The organism is Porticoccus litoralis, assembly GCF_030676955.1.
In the GTDB taxonomy this organism is placed as follows: Bacteria; Pseudomonadota; Gammaproteobacteria; order Pseudomonadales; family Porticoccaceae; genus Porticoccus; species Porticoccus litoralis.
Genome location: NZ_JAUUUU010000005.1, coordinates 147,540 through 162,784, shown reverse-complemented (window position 1 = coordinate 162,784; position 15,245 = coordinate 147,540). Strand labels below are relative to the sequence as shown.

10 protein-coding genes and 2 pseudogenes are annotated in these 15,245 nt (G+C 51.7%); 9 read left to right on the top strand and 3 right to left on the bottom strand.

The genetic code is table 11. The features are described 5' to 3' along the window. Positions 1-65: 65 nt before the first annotated feature. The 9 genes and pseudogenes from Q8A57_RS09770 to Q8A57_RS09725 all read left to right on the top strand — a co-directional run bounded on the left by Q8A57_RS09770 (position 66) and on the right by Q8A57_RS09725 (position 12,462). Positions 66-1,221 (top strand): annotated as a pseudogene (locus tag Q8A57_RS09770) (IS3 family transposase). Positions 1,222-1,230: 9 nt separating this feature from the next. Beyond that, positions 1,231-2,079 (top strand): phosphate/phosphite/phosphonate ABC transporter substrate-binding protein, encoded by an 849-nt coding sequence (locus Q8A57_RS09765; protein WP_305170917.1) that lies wholly within the window; start codon positions 1,231-1,233, stop codon positions 2,077-2,079. Between the two features lie 88 nt (positions 2,080-2,167). Then, the gene (locus Q8A57_RS09760) at positions 2,168-3,904 is read left to right on the top strand and encodes a response regulator (RefSeq protein ID WP_305170916.1); all 1,737 of its coding nucleotides are present in this window, start codon (positions 2,168-2,170) and stop codon (positions 3,902-3,904) included. Positions 3,905-4,453: 549 nt separating this feature from the next. Further along, complete coding sequence (locus Q8A57_RS09755; RefSeq protein WP_305170915.1) at positions 4,454-5,539, top strand: efflux RND transporter periplasmic adaptor subunit; 1,086 nt, start codon at positions 4,454-4,456, stop codon at positions 5,537-5,539. After that, a complete protein-coding gene (locus tag Q8A57_RS09750; RefSeq protein ID WP_305170914.1) occupies positions 5,536-8,691 on the top strand; it encodes an efflux RND transporter permease subunit in 3,156 nt (1,051 codons plus the stop codon). The genes Q8A57_RS09755 and Q8A57_RS09750 overlap by 4 nt, the downstream gene beginning before the upstream one ends. Next, a complete protein-coding gene (locus Q8A57_RS09745; protein ID WP_305170913.1) occupies positions 8,688-9,035 on the top strand; it encodes a hypothetical protein in 348 nt (115 codons plus the stop codon). The genes Q8A57_RS09750 and Q8A57_RS09745 overlap by 4 nt, the downstream gene beginning before the upstream one ends. Then, positions 9,022-9,609 carry a uracil-DNA glycosylase family protein gene (locus tag Q8A57_RS09740; protein WP_305170912.1) on the top strand — a complete coding sequence of 196 codons (588 nt, stop codon included), beginning with the start codon at positions 9,022-9,024 and terminating at the stop codon, positions 9,607-9,609. The genes Q8A57_RS09745 and Q8A57_RS09740 overlap by 14 nt, the downstream gene beginning before the upstream one ends. A gap of 75 nt (positions 9,610-9,684) precedes the next feature. Continuing rightward, positions 9,685-11,052, top strand: a pseudogene (locus Q8A57_RS11130) (HD-GYP domain-containing protein). Between the two features lie 48 nt (positions 11,053-11,100). Next, positions 11,101-12,462, top strand: a complete 1,362-nt coding sequence (locus Q8A57_RS09725; protein ID WP_305170909.1) for an HD-GYP domain-containing protein — start codon at positions 11,101-11,103, stop codon at positions 12,460-12,462. On the opposite strand, the gene greB is transcribed toward Q8A57_RS09725, so the two are convergent. From greB to yciH, 3 genes are read right to left on the bottom strand one after another with little or no spacing between them, the layout of a single operon-like run. Next, on the bottom strand, positions 12,459-12,962 hold the full coding sequence (greB, locus tag Q8A57_RS09720) for a transcription elongation factor GreB (protein WP_305170908.1): 504 nt from the start codon (positions 12,960-12,962) through the stop codon (positions 12,459-12,461). The two genes, Q8A57_RS09725 and greB, sit on opposite strands and share 4 nt — an antisense overlap. A gap of 4 nt (positions 12,963-12,966) precedes the next feature. Continuing rightward, positions 12,967-14,907, bottom strand: a complete 1,941-nt coding sequence (locus Q8A57_RS09715) for a S9 family peptidase (protein ID WP_305170907.1) — start codon at positions 14,905-14,907, stop codon at positions 12,967-12,969. Positions 14,908-14,909: 2 nt separating this feature from the next. Next, positions 14,910-15,233 (bottom strand): stress response translation initiation inhibitor YciH, encoded by a 324-nt coding sequence (yciH, locus tag Q8A57_RS09710; protein WP_305170906.1) that lies wholly within the window; start codon positions 15,231-15,233, stop codon positions 14,910-14,912. Between the last annotated feature and the right edge of the window lie 12 nt (positions 15,234-15,245).

The following is a 15,245-nucleotide window of genomic DNA, read 5'->3' as shown; positions in this document are numbered from 1 at the left end:
GGGTTCTACCCCGAATTTACGGACACTTTAAAGAAGGCCATAATCATGGCTAAGGAGTGTTTGTTATGTCTAAACGTAGAAAATATAGCCCTGAGTTTAAGCGGGGCGCAGTCGAGCAGCTAAATCAACCTGGTGTCACTTGCGCTCAGGTGGCTAGAGAACTGGGTATAGCCCAAAACATGCTTTCTAGATGGCGTAGTCAGATAGAAGAAGCTGGTTCAGAAGCTTTCAGTGGAACTGGTAGTCCTCGAGATCAAGAAATGGCAGCTCTCAAGAGAGAGCTATCTCGCGTTAAAAAGGAGCGGGATTTTTTACGCGAAGCGGCGACGTACTTTGCCAGGGAATCGAGCTGAAGTATCAGGCGATTCGACGTTGCTGCGGACAATATCCTGTCAGGCTTATGTGCCGCTGTTTAGGTGTTTCACCTAGTGGATATTACGACTGGTCTAAAAGACCCTTGTGTAAGACTAAGCTTGAAAATAAGCGCCTACTAAGCAAGATCGAAGATATTCATGAAGATAGTCGAGGCATTATTGGTGCGCCTAGAATGCATGAAGATTTATTGGATGATGGAGAGTCTGTTAGCTTAAATCGAGTGGCTAGAATCATGGCCACAAATGGACTGCAAGGCTGGCCTAGAAGAAAGAAGCGCAGCATGCGTGGCAAGGTGCAGATGTACTCCCCTGCAGTTGCAAATCATCTTAACCGTGATTTTTCAGCACTAGAACCAGAGACCAAATGGGTCACTGACATTACTGAGATGAAAACGGATGAGGGCAAATTGTACTTATGTGTCGTCATGGATTTATATCACAAGATAATTGTTGGTTGGTCTATGCACCATAGGCAGGACCGTCACATGGTACTCAAGGCTGTTGAGATGGCGCATTGGCAGAGACAGTCCAGCGATAAAGTCATATTGCATTCAGATCGTGGAAGTCAGTTTAGAAGCTACGTCTATCAACGATTCTTGAAGGAGAAGAATATAGTCAGTTCAATGAGCGCAGTTGGACATTGTGGTGATAATGCGGCTTGTGAGGGCTTTTTTGGAATGATCAAACGTGAACGATTAAATCATACACGTTATCCAACTCGAGATGCTGCTAAGGCAGATGTTTTTAATTACATAGAATTGTTTCATAATCCGAGGATGCGACGCCGAGTGGCTAAGCAAGATTTAAGGATTCAATCTTTATTAAACCGTCCGTAAAAACGGGGTAGAACCCTTCTTTGCTCAAAATTGAGCGTGCTTTTTATCGCCTCGCAGTATTGTTGGTTGCCGTAGTTCTACTCGCGCCTTCTATCGTTGGCTCAGCTATAGCCGCAGAATTTACTGTAGGTGTTGTTCCTCAGTTTGAAGCAAAAAAGCTGCACTCAACATGGCAGCCTATACTCGATGCGCTGTCTTTGAAAACGGGTCATACATTCAAATTGATGGGAAGTAAAACTATCCCAGAATTTGAGTCGTCGCTCCAAAAAGGTGAGTTCGATATTATTTATGCCAACCCATGGCACGCCGTAATTGCAAATGAAACGCAAGGGTATGTGCCCATAATCAAAGATGGCAAGAAGAAACTTAAAGGTATTCTTGTTGTAAGAAAAGATAGTGGTATCAACGAAGTAAGCCAGCTTGATGGACAAGAAGTCGCTTTTCCTGCCCCAAACGCTCTTGGGGCATCTTTGCTAATGAGGGCGGATCTGCAAAACCTTTTCGGTGTTCAGGTAGTGCCCATCTACGTGAAGACGCACACTTCGGTGTACCTAAATGTAGTTCTTGGTGATGCTTCAGCAGGTGGCGGCGTGAGGGGGACATTCATGGAACTACCCAATAAGATGTCTGATGTCTTGCGTGTTCTTTATGAAACAAGGCCAATGAATCCCCATCCAATATGCGTTCATCCTCGATTATCAGATGAGGACCGAGTGACGATACAAAGAGCGTTCTTGGACCTTGGTGAAGATCTGGCGACAAATAGCCTATTTTCAGAAGTCCCAATAGATCTTCCGGAGCGGGCTAGTATTGACGATTATTTAATACTGAAGAGTTGGGGGTTAAGAGATTTTTATGTCTCGGAATAGGAGTAAGTTAAGGTCGGTTAGTTCCACCGTAGCCCTTGGATTGATGGGGCTGGCCTTGTTTATTCTATCCCTGAGAATATTTGTTTTCATGCCGCTGGAAGAGTCGACCATTCGCCAATCCCTCGTTGATGCCCACAAAGGTACACTTAATCAACTGGGGTCAGTAGTGATCACGCCAATGCTACAGCGTGACTACTCGACTATGTTCGAATTGCTCGAGTCTCAAGAGGCCAGGGACGGTTGGAAACGTATTCGCGTCATAAGGGACAATGGAAAGCAATTGTACCCGCTGGATCCATGGGAACCCATGATTCAGAAAAATGAAATACTTCTAACACAACGGTTATTATTCCTGGACAAGAGCGTTGGGGAACTTCAACTTGTTTTAGATCTAGATCATGACCTGTTATCAATTTCAGAATTTGGCTACCAGATAGAGGCTTTGAATTTAGGGCTTTTTTCTGCAGGCTTGTTCTTTATGTTCCTATATTTCAGGCTGAATATCGGTGTTCCTCTGGAAAGGCTATCAGATGCGATGACAGCGCTTACAAGAGGGGACTTTGAATACCCCCTGCCAAAGGTAAAGCATGCTGAATTAGACGGGTTACTTACAGATTTTAAATGGTCTCGAGAAAATATTCGTCAGCATCAGGAGAAGTTGGTTGCCCTGCGGGAAGAAGCGAACGAGGCAAACAGGGCCAAGTCGAATTTTCTATCGCATATGAGTCATGAACTGAGGACCCCGCTTTACGCCATCATAGGTATTTCTGATTTTGTTATTTCTGAACAGAAAGCGCCCCAGGAGCTTATTAAAAAGGTAAAAACAATAAGCACTTCAGGGCAGCACCTGTTATCGCTAGTAAATGATATGTTGGATTTGCCAAGGCTGGAGGCTGGGGCTATAGATTTGTTTCTAGAGCCTCTCTCGATTAGCAAAACCTTTAAGGACGTTTCAGGTGTTGTCCAGAAAATAGCAGAAGAAAAAGGAAAGAAAATAAAATTCACTGTCAGAGAGAACCCTGCAATCGTTGTTGCAGATAATACACGTCTATCACAGGTGCTATTCAATCTGATTTCTAATGCCTGCAAATATAGCCCTGAAGGCTCTGAAATAAATGTCTATTACCAAGGATTGTCTGGTGATCGAGGGGCGATTCTGGTTTGTAATACAGGCAGAGAACTGTCGGAAGAAGAGAAGGCCCGTATTTTCAGCCCATTTGAGCGACTTGATATTCATAAAAGCCTTGTAGACGGGGCAGGCATCGGCCTTGCTATCTCAAAACGATTGGTAGAGCTAATGGGGGGGGCACTATCTGTCCGCTCTGATTCAGAGCATGAAATAGTATTTGCTGTCGAGCTGCCTATCACTGATCAGGAACCAAAATACAGAGATAAGCTCGATTATGATGTCGAGTCAGAGGTTCAAGTAGGGGGTGTTGATGTGGCTGATGACGCTAAATTTGTGTTGGTTGTAGAGGATGACAAGACAAATCAAATGGTCCTGGCGGCTCAGCTGGAACATCTTGGCTATAAGTTCATCATGGCTGACAGTGCGAAGGATGCTATAGAAAGGCTTAAGCAGTTAACAAATATTGATCTGGTTCTTACTGATGTTCGAATGCCGGGAATGAGTGGTATAGAGTTAACCCGTTATATTCGAGATCAATTAGAAAAGAGCAATAGTCATATCAAAATTGTCGGCATATCAGCCTATGCAATGGACGAAGATATCAGCAAAGGGATAGCAGCTGGTATGGATGCTTATCTGACCAAACCATTTAGGCTTGATGATCTTCGTAAAACCCTTTCTCGTATTTTTTTATAGACATCCGGTCAATATCAACGCGACCTCCATAAACTTTTTGCCAGAGAGAGGAGTGATGAGAGTGGCTGAAAATTAGGAATCCATCAAATCGGGGCATTGCATCTATACCAGTTCTAAAAAATAACAATGTGACAGAGATGCTTTGTATCCTGTCATTAAAAGTTAGACTAACTAGTCTGCATGTCTGAGGGATGTTTTTTTCGAGTCCAACACATTGTTGTCAATATGCTTTGGCGGAGAGAAGCACTTGAAGAGTTGCAGAGACTTTTTTCTTCCACCGTCTGTTGCCAGTAGGCGATCGATAATGCCCACTTGCGGACAATGGCCGCTGCCATGATAAATATCATGGAAACCCTATGCTGGGGCTCTTCATATGAACTGGTTAATGGGGTTGATGGCTGTTTGTTGTGGTCGTTATGAGTGATTTCGTTAGACATTGGGCAGGCGTGAGATGACTTTCTTTCCAATCCTGTGAGAGCTTGATTACCATAGCTGCAGTGATGTGGGGAAACCCGCGTACTGTCAGCCACTGTTTGGCGGAGAACTGATTTGAATGCCAATGTAAAAATCGCGCTGGTGACCCTGGTGCTCGTCATTAGCTGGTTTCTCAGTGGTGCGCTCACCAATGGTGAGGAGGAAGCCTCCCAACAACCTCAAACCGAAACGTCTGACCTGGCTAAAGTGAGGGTGGTTTGGAGCGAAGCTCAGGAATACTCCCGACAGGTTCTGGCTCGGGGAAGAACGTCTCCCAACCGTGAAGTCATCCTTAAAGCCGAAATCAGTGGCCGTGTAGTCGCGGTGCCGGTGGCCAAAGGCCAGGCAGTTGCCGAGGGAGATGTGGTTTGCGAACTCGCTGAGGAAGACCGACCACAGCGGGTGGTCGAAGCGGAAGCAACCGTGGCTCAGGCGGAAATCGATTACCAGGGGGCCTTAAAGCTCAAGCAGAAGGGGTATCAGTCTGAATCGGCTATTGCCCAGGCCAAGGCGCGTCTGGAGAGTGCCAAAGCCACTCTGGCACAAACCCGGGTTAATCTTGCCAACACCCGAATTGTCGCGCCATTTTCCGGTTTTGTGGATGACCGCCCGGTTGAGGTGGGTGATTACATGGACCGCACCAATATTTGTGCGGAACTGGTGGAGATCAATCCGTTAAAGGTCGTTGCCAGGTTATCGGAGCGTGAAGTGGTGCAGATCTCCGCCGGCAGTGAGGCGAGTGTCAAACTGGCTACTGGCGAGCAAGTGACCGGTGAGGTGGTCTACCTTAGCCATCTCGCAGATCCTCAAACCCGCACCTACGAAATGGAAATTTTGTTGCCTAACCCGGATTTTCGACTGCGCGCGGGTGTGGCCAGCCATATCCAGGTGTCTGCAGACCAGGTGATGGCCCATCGTATCCCCGCAGCGTTGCTGGCTTTGGGTGATGCCGGTGAAGCCGGCGTGAAGATTGTCGATGACCAGGATCGGGTACAGTTTGTCGAGCTGAATCTGGTGGGCGATGACGGTGAAGGGGTCTGGATTACCGGCCTGCCGGAAAAAGTGAGGCTAATTACCGTGGGCCAGGAATATGTCTCCAGTGGTGAACAGGTGATGGCTGAGGAAGATACCTGGACCATAGCGGACCAGCGCCCCCTATGAATTTTCTCGAACGCGCTATCAGTCACTCCCGGGCGACCGTCTCGCTACTTCTGTTTGTGCTGATTGCTGGCGTGTTTGCCCGCTCCTGGATTAGTGTTGATCTCAACCCTAATGTCAGTGTGCCTTATGTGATGGTGATGGTGACCCATCAGGGCATTTCCCCGGAAGATGCCAATCGCCTGCTGGTGAAACCTCTGGAAACGGAGTTGAAATCCCTTGATGGGGTAGAAGAATTGACTGCACAGGCCAGGGAGGGATCGGCCTTTGCTATCGTCGAATTTGAGCCGGAGATTGACGTGGATGCGGCTCTGGCCGATGTCCGCGAGGCGGTCAGCCGTGCCAAGGCAGAATTCCCCGATGATACCGATGAGCCCCTGGTCAAGGAGATGTCGGCCTCTCCTGAACCTACGGTAGTGATTACGTTTTCCGGCGATCAGCTCACCGAGCGGGAGCTGTTTCATATTGTCAGGCAGTTGCGTCAGGATGTTGAGGCGCTGCCGGAAATTCTCGAGGCCAATCTTTCCGGTGATCGCGAAGAGGTGGTGGAAGTGCTGCTCGACTCCTCCCGTCTGGAGCACTACAACCTCACCGCAGAGGAGCTCCTGAAGAGCGTATCTGCCAATAATCTGCTGATTCCCAGCGGGGAGTACGACACCGCGCGTGGGCGCTTTGGCGTCAAGGTGCCGGGCCTGATTGAAGACCGGGAAGATGTGATCAACCTGCCGGTGAAATTTAATGCGGATGGTGTGGTGACTCTGTCCGATGTGACGGATATACGCCGTACCTTTAAAGATCGTTCCGGTTTCAGCCATATCAACGGCCGAAGGGCCATGGCGATTGAAGTCTTCAAGCGCAATAAGGCCAACGCCATTCTGGCCGTGGATGCAGTCAAGCAGGTGGTTGATGCCGCCTCTCCCCGGATGCCTCAGGGTGTGCAGATCGATTATATTTTTGATGCCTCGGACTTTGCCTTGCAGATGGTGAATGAGCTGCAGGGTAATATTCTCACGGCAATCGCGCTGGTGATGGTGGTGGTACTGGCCGCACTGGGTCTGCGCTCGGCACTGTTGGTGGGGATGGGTATCCCGTTCTCTCTGCTGGGTGCCACCATCATTGTTTATCTGCTGGGCTACAGTTTTAACTTTATGGTGATTTTCGGGCTGCTGCTGGCACTGGGGATGTTGATCGATGGCGCCATCGTGGTGGTGGAATATGCGGATCAGCAGTCACTGGCCGGATATACCGCCAGGGAGGCCTATGTGGCGGCAGTGCGCCGCATGTTTCTGCCCGTGGTGGCATCTACCGCGACCACGCTGGCGGTGTTTTTACCCCTGATGATGTGGCCGGGAGTAGTCGGGGAGTTCATGGCTTACCTGCCCATCACCGTATTTGCTGTTCTCAGCTGGTCACTCCTGTATGCCCTGTTTTTTGTGCCTGTGCTGGGGGTGTTATTTGCACGTGGACTGAAGCCCAGTGGTAAGGCTGACAGCAGCCGTGAACCGGAAAAAGATGCCAACCTGGGTATTCTGGGGCGGGCCTATGGCCGCTTTATCAGCAAGGCGCTTGCAAGCCCGGTATTGACGGTGAGTGCCTTACTCTCGCTACTGTTGCTGATTTTTGTGCTCTACGGTGCCTTTGGTCGAGGTGTGTCATTTTTTGTGGATACCGAAGACCGTTACGGCATTGTGTCCGTGCGGGCCCAGGGCAACCTGCCGGTGGCGGAAATGTCCCGCCTGTCCACCGAAGTAGAACAGCGGGTGATGGCTATCCCCCATGTGAAAGCGGTCTATGCCGCCAGCCAGGGCAATGGTATCGGCTCTAACCTGGAACGGGCCAAGGATCAGATCAGTAATATTCTGGTGGAGCTGGATCGGGCCAGTGACCGGGATGTAAGCAGTCATCAGGTGTTTGCAGAAATACGCAAAGCCACCACGGACATGGCGGGCATCATCGTGTCGGCTGAGCCGGTACAGGGCGGACCGCCGGTGGGCAAGGATATCCAGTTACAGCTGTCTTCCAATGACCGTCAGGCGATGCGCGAGACCGCACAACGGATTCGCTATTACCTGGAGCATGGGGTCAGCGGCTTGCTGGATGTGGATGACACCCTGCCGCTGCCAGGTATCGAGTGGGAACTGGTGGTCGACAGGGCCGAAGCGGCAATGCTCGGTGTTGATACCCTGCAGGTCGGCAATATGGTGCAGTTGGTTACCAACGGCATCAAGATCGGTGAATTTCGTCCGGATGATGCGGAAGACGAAGTGGAGATTCGGGTGCGTTACCCGGCGTCGGAGCGTGGGTTGTTTGCCCTGGATGAGCTGCGTGTAACTACTCCTAACGGCGCCGTACCGGTGAGTCCTTTCGTCACCCGAATCGCCAGGCCGAGGGTCGACAGTATTCAGCGCATTGATCGCGAGGAAGTACTGATGGTGCGTGCCAATACCGAAGATGGCGTATTGCCGGACGACAAAGTCAGGGAAATACGGGAGTGGTTGAAAAGTGCAGAAATTCCAGTATCAGTAAAGATCGATTTTCGTGGTGCCAACGAGGAGCAGGAGGATTCCATCGCGTTTCTCGGCGTCGCATTCCTGATGGCGCTGTTCCTGATGTTGATATTGATGGTGATGCAATTTAACAGTTTCTATCAGGCGTTCCTGATCCTGTCATCCGTGGTGATGTCTACGGCGGGAGTGATGCTGGGTCTGCTGGTGATGCAACAGCCCCTGAGTGTCCTGATGTCCGGTATTGGCATTGTCGCTCTGGCCGGAATTGTGGTGAACAACAATATTGTCCTGATTGATACCTATAACCACCTGCGCCGTGAATCTATTCATATGTCGGCGTTGGATGCAGCGAGAATGGCGGCCATGACCCGGTTGCGCCCGGTGCTGTTGACCACTGTGACCACCGCTGTTGGATTATTGCCATTGGCGTGTAATGTCAGCCTGGATTTTGTTCACCGCCAGATTGAAGTTGGGGGCGAGTTGGCCTCATGGTGGCAACAACTGGCGGCGGCCATCGTCAATGGTCTGATGTTTTCGACCATCCTGACCCTGCTGGTAACCCCGGCGATGCTGGTGTTGCCGGAGTATCTGCGGCGAGGTATCAGTAAGGGGCTGGATGCCCTGTCGCCTGGTCAGCCCGGCGCATGAGCTCCGTGTTAAAGCGCGTCTGTTCGTATTTGTTTCTTGCCTGGATGTTGGCTTCCACTGCCATCGCATTAGTGGCGCTGTTGCGTGAGTTTGCTTTGCCGTGGCTGGGAATTCTGCTTTCTGCAGCCGCTCCGCTGGTGAACCGAGTCTTGCCATTCGACCGTGGTTTTTCCATGAACATGAAAGTCAAAATGCCGCTGGTGTCGCTGTTCGTCATGCTGGGTGTTGCCTGGGTATTGCTGACAGTTCCGGAGCGCAGTTGGCCACTGTGGTTAGTGCTCGGCACTCTGGGCAGCTTTCTTCTCGATACCTACTGGGCCAGCCAGGACGATGGCAACGTCTGATATTCCTCTGCAAAATCTCCTTGAAGAGGTGCGCTCCTGCGAGCGCTGTGAGGATCTGCCTCTCGGACCGAGGCCGGTGGTGAGGGCAGCCTCCACAGCCTCTGTGCTGATTATCGGACAGGCGCCGGGCACAAGGGTGCATGCCAGTGGTATCCCCTGGGACGACCCCAGTGGAGAACGGCTGCGAAACTGGATGGGTTTAACTTCCGAACAATTCTACGACACCTCACGTATCGCCATTATGCCGATGGGATTTTGTTACCCGGGGAAAGGGCGCAGCGGTGATCTGCCGCCCAGACCTGAGTGTGCACCCCTCTGGCACGAAGCCATTCTTGAGTCCCTGCCCAACCTCGGTTTAACGCTCTTGATCGGTCAATATGCCCAGTCCTACTACCTCGCCGACCATCACCGCAACCTCACTGAGCGTGTAAAGCGCTGGCGGGATTACTTGCCCCGATTTTTGCCCCTGGTTCATCCATCACCGCGGAATCGTCGCTGGCTGGCCCAGAATCCCTGGTTTGAGAAAGAACTGGTACCGTTCCTCCGAATGGAAGTTGCTCGTCGCATCAGCTGAGTATTTTGAGGAAAAAGTAATAAAAATAGGCCTATGAAGGCGCTATACTTCATCGCTGTTGCCAAGGAAGTCTGAATGAGCAATCCATTTATTGACCGATCTAATCTGATACGGGTGCCTGTTTCCGGTATCAAGCTCGGCATGTTTGTCGCTGAGCTGGATCGCCCTTGGCTGGAAACTCCCTTCCTGTTGCAGGGCTTTGTGGTCAGACATATGTCTGAAATCCGCAAGTTGCAGGAGTACTGTGACTACGTTTATGTGGAAAAACAGGGCCGCACCTGGGGGGACAAAAAAGATCCGTTCAGAGCCAACTTTGGTTTGCCCAAACGCCATGCCGATGGTTCCGGTGAAAGTGGCATGCAAAAGCGGGCCAAAAGCTCCATCACAAAAAAATCACCGCTCGAAGTGATGATGACCTCTTCCCCGCACCCTGTTTCAGAGTCCGTTGAAGCGGAACATCCGGTAGCCCGACAGGCCTATGAAAGTGCAAATAAAACGGTGGGGCAGTTGCTTGAGCAGGCCCGAATGGGTAATGCCGTAGATACCGAAGCCGCCAAGGAGGTGGTCACCGACTGCGTCGACAGTATCTTACGAAACCCCCATGCACTGTTGTGGATGGCCAAAATCAAACACGTGGATCACTACACCATGGAGCACTGCCTGAATGTCTGCATTCTCGCGGTAGCTTTTGGTCGCCACTTACGGCTACCCAAAGAAGACCTGGTGAAACTGGGTGTTGGTGGCATGTTGCATGATATCGGCAAGATGCGAGTGCCGCCTGAGATCCTCAACAAGCCTGACAAACTGACCGACGAAGAGTTTGAAATTATCAAAACCCACACGGAAGAGGGGCGCAAACTGCTGATGAAATCCTAAGGCTCTCTCAGCAGTGCCATCGACGTGGCCATCAACCACCATGAGCGTGTTGATGGCAAGGGTTACCCCAGAGGACTGTTTGCCTATGAACTGTCCAGTTATTCCCGAATTATTGCCATCGTGGATGCCTTTGACGCCATGACCAGCGACCGCTGTTATGATCAGGCAAGTTCTACGCTGGATGCCTTGAAAGAAATTTATCGGCACCGTGGTACGCACTTTGACGAAGATTATTCACTGGAGTTTATCCAGCTGATGGGGCCATACCCCCCGGGTACCATTGTTGAATTGATCAATGGTTATGTGGCTATCGTTCTGTCTTCCATGGAGAAAAAGCGACACTTGCCATTGGTTAAACTGGTGCTGGATCAGGATAAACAGCCTATTGGTGAGGAATTTATCGACCTGCAGGATGTTCAGCGGGGTACGCTCACAAGAGAGTGGCTGATACGAAAAGTCCTCAAGGACGGTGAAAATGGTGTATTGCTGGAAAACTGTCCGGTGAGGATGGCCGTGTCGGCGTTTAATGTTTCTGATAGCACAGCTCAGCCCGGGGAAAGCCAATAGGCCACAGATCGATCTGCCAGGAAAGCCACTGATTGGAAGTGCAATGTTATGGATAATAAATTTCTCGACAAATCTGCCTATATTCGCATACCCGCCTCCGAGGTGAAGCTCGGTATGTTTGTGGCGGAGCTGGATCGTCCCTGGTTGGGGACGCCGTTTCTGACCCAGGGTTTCACCATCAGCAGCCTGTCTGAAATCAAAAAAATCCGTGAATTGTGCAACCATGTGTACGTGGAAAAAGAGGGGCGCTTATGGGCAGGGAAAAAAGATCCATTCGCCAAAACAAACCTTAACGCCAACGCCTTTACGACAAAACAAAACCAGACCGGCATTTTTAGCCAGGCCCAGAATCAAAAGCCCTCTCTTGCCGTAACGATTAACGAGCGACCGCTACATGTCCTGACTTCAACCTTCTACGAAGAGTTGCCCCAGGCTCGCCGAGTTTACTTGGCAGCTCGTAATAGCGTTGCACAATTGCTTGCCCAGGCACGTAGTGAAAACCAGGTTGACATGGTGCTGGCCAAAAAGGTGGTGGGCAGTATGATTCGCAGTGTGTTGCGTCACCCCGATCCGATGCTCTGGTTGACCAATGCCAAGGACAAGGAAGCGTACCTGCTCAATCATTGTTTGCACGTCTCTATTCTGGCAGTGAACTTTGGTCGCCTGTTGCGCCTAAACACCAAGGATATCCTCAGGCTGGGTTTGCACGGTCTATTTGCAGATATGGGCATGATGCGCCTGCCACTTGAGCTGTTGTCGAAAGTGGAGCCACTGACGCCGGAAGAGCAGGAACTGATGAATACCCATCCTTCCTTGGGGCGCAAACTGCTGATGAACAGTGAAGACGGTTCCCGCTTTGCCTCCGATGCGGTCATCAACCACCATGAGCGCCTTGATAGCAAGGGTTATCCCCGGGGCCTTAACGCCAAAACCCTGCCGCAATTTTCACGGATTATCAGCATCATTGATGCTTACGATGCCATGACTAGCCCTAGGGTGTACGCGGAAGAAAAAACACCCCTGCAGGCGCTGCAACAGGTGTATCGCAATCGGGGGAAACAGTTCGATGAAGATTTCGCCCTGGAATTTATCCACGCCATCGGACCCTATCCACCGGGCACGCTGGTTGAACTGAAAAATGGTTGTGTCGCGGTGGTGCTGACCAGCTCCCCGAAACAGAGGCAGCTCCCGGTTATAAGCCTGATCCTTGACACTGACAAACAGGCGCTTACAAGGGGCCAAGTGATCGACTTGTCTGCCTTGGATAAAGCTGGAGAGGTCAGTGACTATCTGATTCAGCGGGTCTTGCGTCATGGGGATTTCGATATTGATATTTTGAAGTTGCCGCTGGATTCTCTGGTTACACCTCCGATAGCCGATGAAGGTGAGGGGAACACCGTCGATCCTTAAGGGAGTTCGTAGATCACCTCCACGATAATGTAGCTCGTCTGCTTACCTTCGATGGTCAGTAGAACCTGGTCATCCAGACGCTTGCCCAGCAGCTGTTTCGCCAAGGGCGAATCGATGCTGATTTTCTTCTCTGCGGGATTAATTTCATCGGCGCCGACAATGCGGTAACGTAATTCCTCGCCATTGTCGTCTTCCAGTGTCACCCAGGCACCAAAAAACACCTTGTCTTTATCCGCAGGCAATCTATCCACAATGGTAACTTCATCCAGACGTTTGCTGAGATAGCGGACTCTGCGGTCAATTTCCCGCAAGCGTCGCTTGCCGTAGATGTAATCGCCATTCTCCGAGCGGTCGCCATTTTTTGCAGCCTCATGCACGGCGGCTGTCACGGCAGGGCGCTCCACTTTCCACAGCTGCTGCAGCTCTTCTCGAAGGGATTTGGCACCCTCCGGAGTAATGTAGGGAGCGCTTCTGGGGGCTGGTGGACGATACCTTCCCACCGGATTACAGGCCAATATTGAAAATAGGGGTGATTGGCAACTGGTCGGCGGGTTTGAAGCGAAACACGCGGCCGTAAAAATACAGTTCCGCTTCGAGAGCCGTTTTGATGGTTTCGGCCTTGCGGAAGCCGTGGCTTTCTCCTTCAAACGGCAGATAGGCGACGGCCATCTGTTTCTGACGCAGGGCCTTGACCATGGTCAGTGCTTGTTCCGGGGGAACAACTCGGTCATCCAGCCCTTGAAAGAAAATCACCGGGCAATCAAAGCGATCAACATGGTGAATAGGCGAGCGCGCCCTATAGGTTTCCTGCTGTTCCGGGTAGGGGCCGACCAGCCTTTCCAGATAGTGGGATTCAAACTTGTGGGTGTCACGGGCGAGGGTTTCCAGGTCACCAATGCCATATAGGCAGGCGCCGGCGCGGAAGATATCTTCAAAGCACAGTGCTGCCAGTACCGTGTAACCGCCGGCGCTGCTGCCGCGAATGGCCACTTTCTTCCGGTCCACCAGCTGTTGATCTATCAGATAGCGGGTGCCTGCCACTACATCTTCCACATCGACGATTCCCCACTGGCCATCCAACGCATGCCGGTAGTCGCGACCGTAGCCGGTGCTACCGCGGTAATTGACGTCCAGAACAGCGAAGCCCCGACTGGTCCAATATTGCAGTTTAAGGTTCAGGCTGGTGCCCGTAGCGCCAGTGGGTCCGCCGTGACAGACGACGATCAGGGGTGGTTTGCTGTTTTCAGGTGCAGTGTAATCGGGGTTGGACGGTGGGTAGTAAAACCCGTGGGCAACGGCATTGTCCCCCGACGGGAAACTGATGGGCTGGGGGCGGGAAAGAAACCCGTCATCGATACCCAGGGGTTCCCCCCGAGCCACGGTTGTCAGATTGCGATCATCTGTTGTCCATTGCGCCAGCTCTGCAGAAAGTTGTGGTGCCGCGCCCACCAGCCAGCCACACTCACCTTGGCAATAAATATCGGAAATCTGGGTGTACAGGGTTTCCACGGGTTTCAGGGTTTGGCTATCCGGTGACAGTGTTGCCAGGAACCAGCTGCCGTCTGCGGTATAGCTGCAAAGGATGGCGCCATCACCTAAAAAGTCGTAGTTGGACATACCCAGTGTCCACAGCGGGGTGGCAAACTCCGCCGACATGGGAAGCAATGCTTCAATCTGGTGTGTGTCCCCAAGGCGATAGAGGTTCCACCAGTTGTTCCGGTCAGAGACAAAATGCAGGTGGTTATCCGGGGACCAGCGTGGCTGGGTGACTGACTCATCGCCCTGGCCTGCGATCAATTCAGGTGTTCCCGGAAGGCCGTCATTGTCCAGGGTGGATAGCCACAGGCGGGTATTGTCCCAAGGCATATCGGGATGGTTCCAGCTTATCCAGCAGAGTTGTTGGCCGTTGTTATCGAGCTTGGGGTAGGCGTAAAAATCCTCGCCTTCACACAGCCGTTGCAGGGCCATATCCCCGCTCAGAGGGATAGCGGCAACCAGGTTTTGTGGTTCACCGGACTGACTGTGGTCTTCCATTACGCAGATCAGGCGCTGCCGAGTCTGATCGACACAGAAATCGGCAAAACAGTATTTGGCATCCGGGGTGATGGGTTGCGGCAGGGCTTCAGGGTCATCGAGTGTCAGGGCGTAGACCCGTTGATCATCGTAGAGACAAAAATACATCACATTGCCGCTGACGATGTAGGGAGATCCACCGTACTCGTGAACCTTGCTGCGACAGCTCAGTGGGGCGGGAAAGGCGTCCTCGATGGCCCCGTCTGCCCGGCGGCGGACCACCACCGAACGGCCATTTTCCCAGGGACGAGTTTCCAGCCAGTAGAGGTTGCCGTTATCAAACTGTGGAAACGCGTAACCGGGCAAGCCGTTTGTCAGTAGTTCCGGTACGATCGGTGAAGCCCAGCAGCCGAAAGGGGCGGTGGTTGTCATGTTCAACCTCCGGCGAGCTTAACGGTGTGGCCCTGCTGTGTGAGTGCCTCGCGGATTTTCTCCCGGTGGTCCCCCTGGATTTCAATGATGCCATCCTTTACCGAGCCACCGGTGCCGCATAATTGCTTGAGTTGTTTTGCCAGTTGTTTCAGCGAATCATTGTTCATATCGAGGCCGCTGATGGTGGTCACTCCCTTGCCTTTTCTGCCACTGGTTTCCCGTCGAATGCGAACGATACCGTCGCCCTTGTCTCGGGCAGGTTCTGGTTCAGTCGTATTGATCCTGCCGGTTTCCGTGGAGTAAACCAGTCGGGTGTCCTTGCTCATGGGGCTCCAGGT

What these genes read in the sequence shown, in the direction of transcription:
- yciH (WP_305170906.1), bottom strand. Translation starts at nt 15,233, where the DNA reads ATGAGCAAGGACACCCGACTGGTTTACTCCACGGAAACCGGCAGGATC.
- Q8A57_RS09745 (WP_305170913.1), top strand. Translation starts at nt 8,688, where the DNA reads ATGAGCTCCGTGTTAAAGCGCGTCTGTTCGTATTTGTTTCTTGCCTGG.
- Q8A57_RS09740 (WP_305170912.1), top strand. Translation starts at nt 9,022, where the DNA reads ATGGCAACGTCTGATATTCCTCTGCAAAATCTCCTTGAAGAGGTGCGC.
- Q8A57_RS09725 (WP_305170909.1), top strand. Translation starts at nt 11,101, where the DNA reads ATGGATAATAAATTTCTCGACAAATCTGCCTATATTCGCATACCCGCC.
- Q8A57_RS09750 (WP_305170914.1), top strand. Translation starts at nt 5,536, where the DNA reads ATGAATTTTCTCGAACGCGCTATCAGTCACTCCCGGGCGACCGTCTCG.
- Q8A57_RS09760 (WP_305170916.1), top strand. Translation starts at nt 2,168, where the DNA reads ATGCCGCTGGAAGAGTCGACCATTCGCCAATCCCTCGTTGATGCCCAC.
- Q8A57_RS09715 (WP_305170907.1), bottom strand. Translation starts at nt 14,907, where the DNA reads ATGACAACCACCGCCCCTTTCGGCTGCTGGGCTTCACCGATCGTACCG.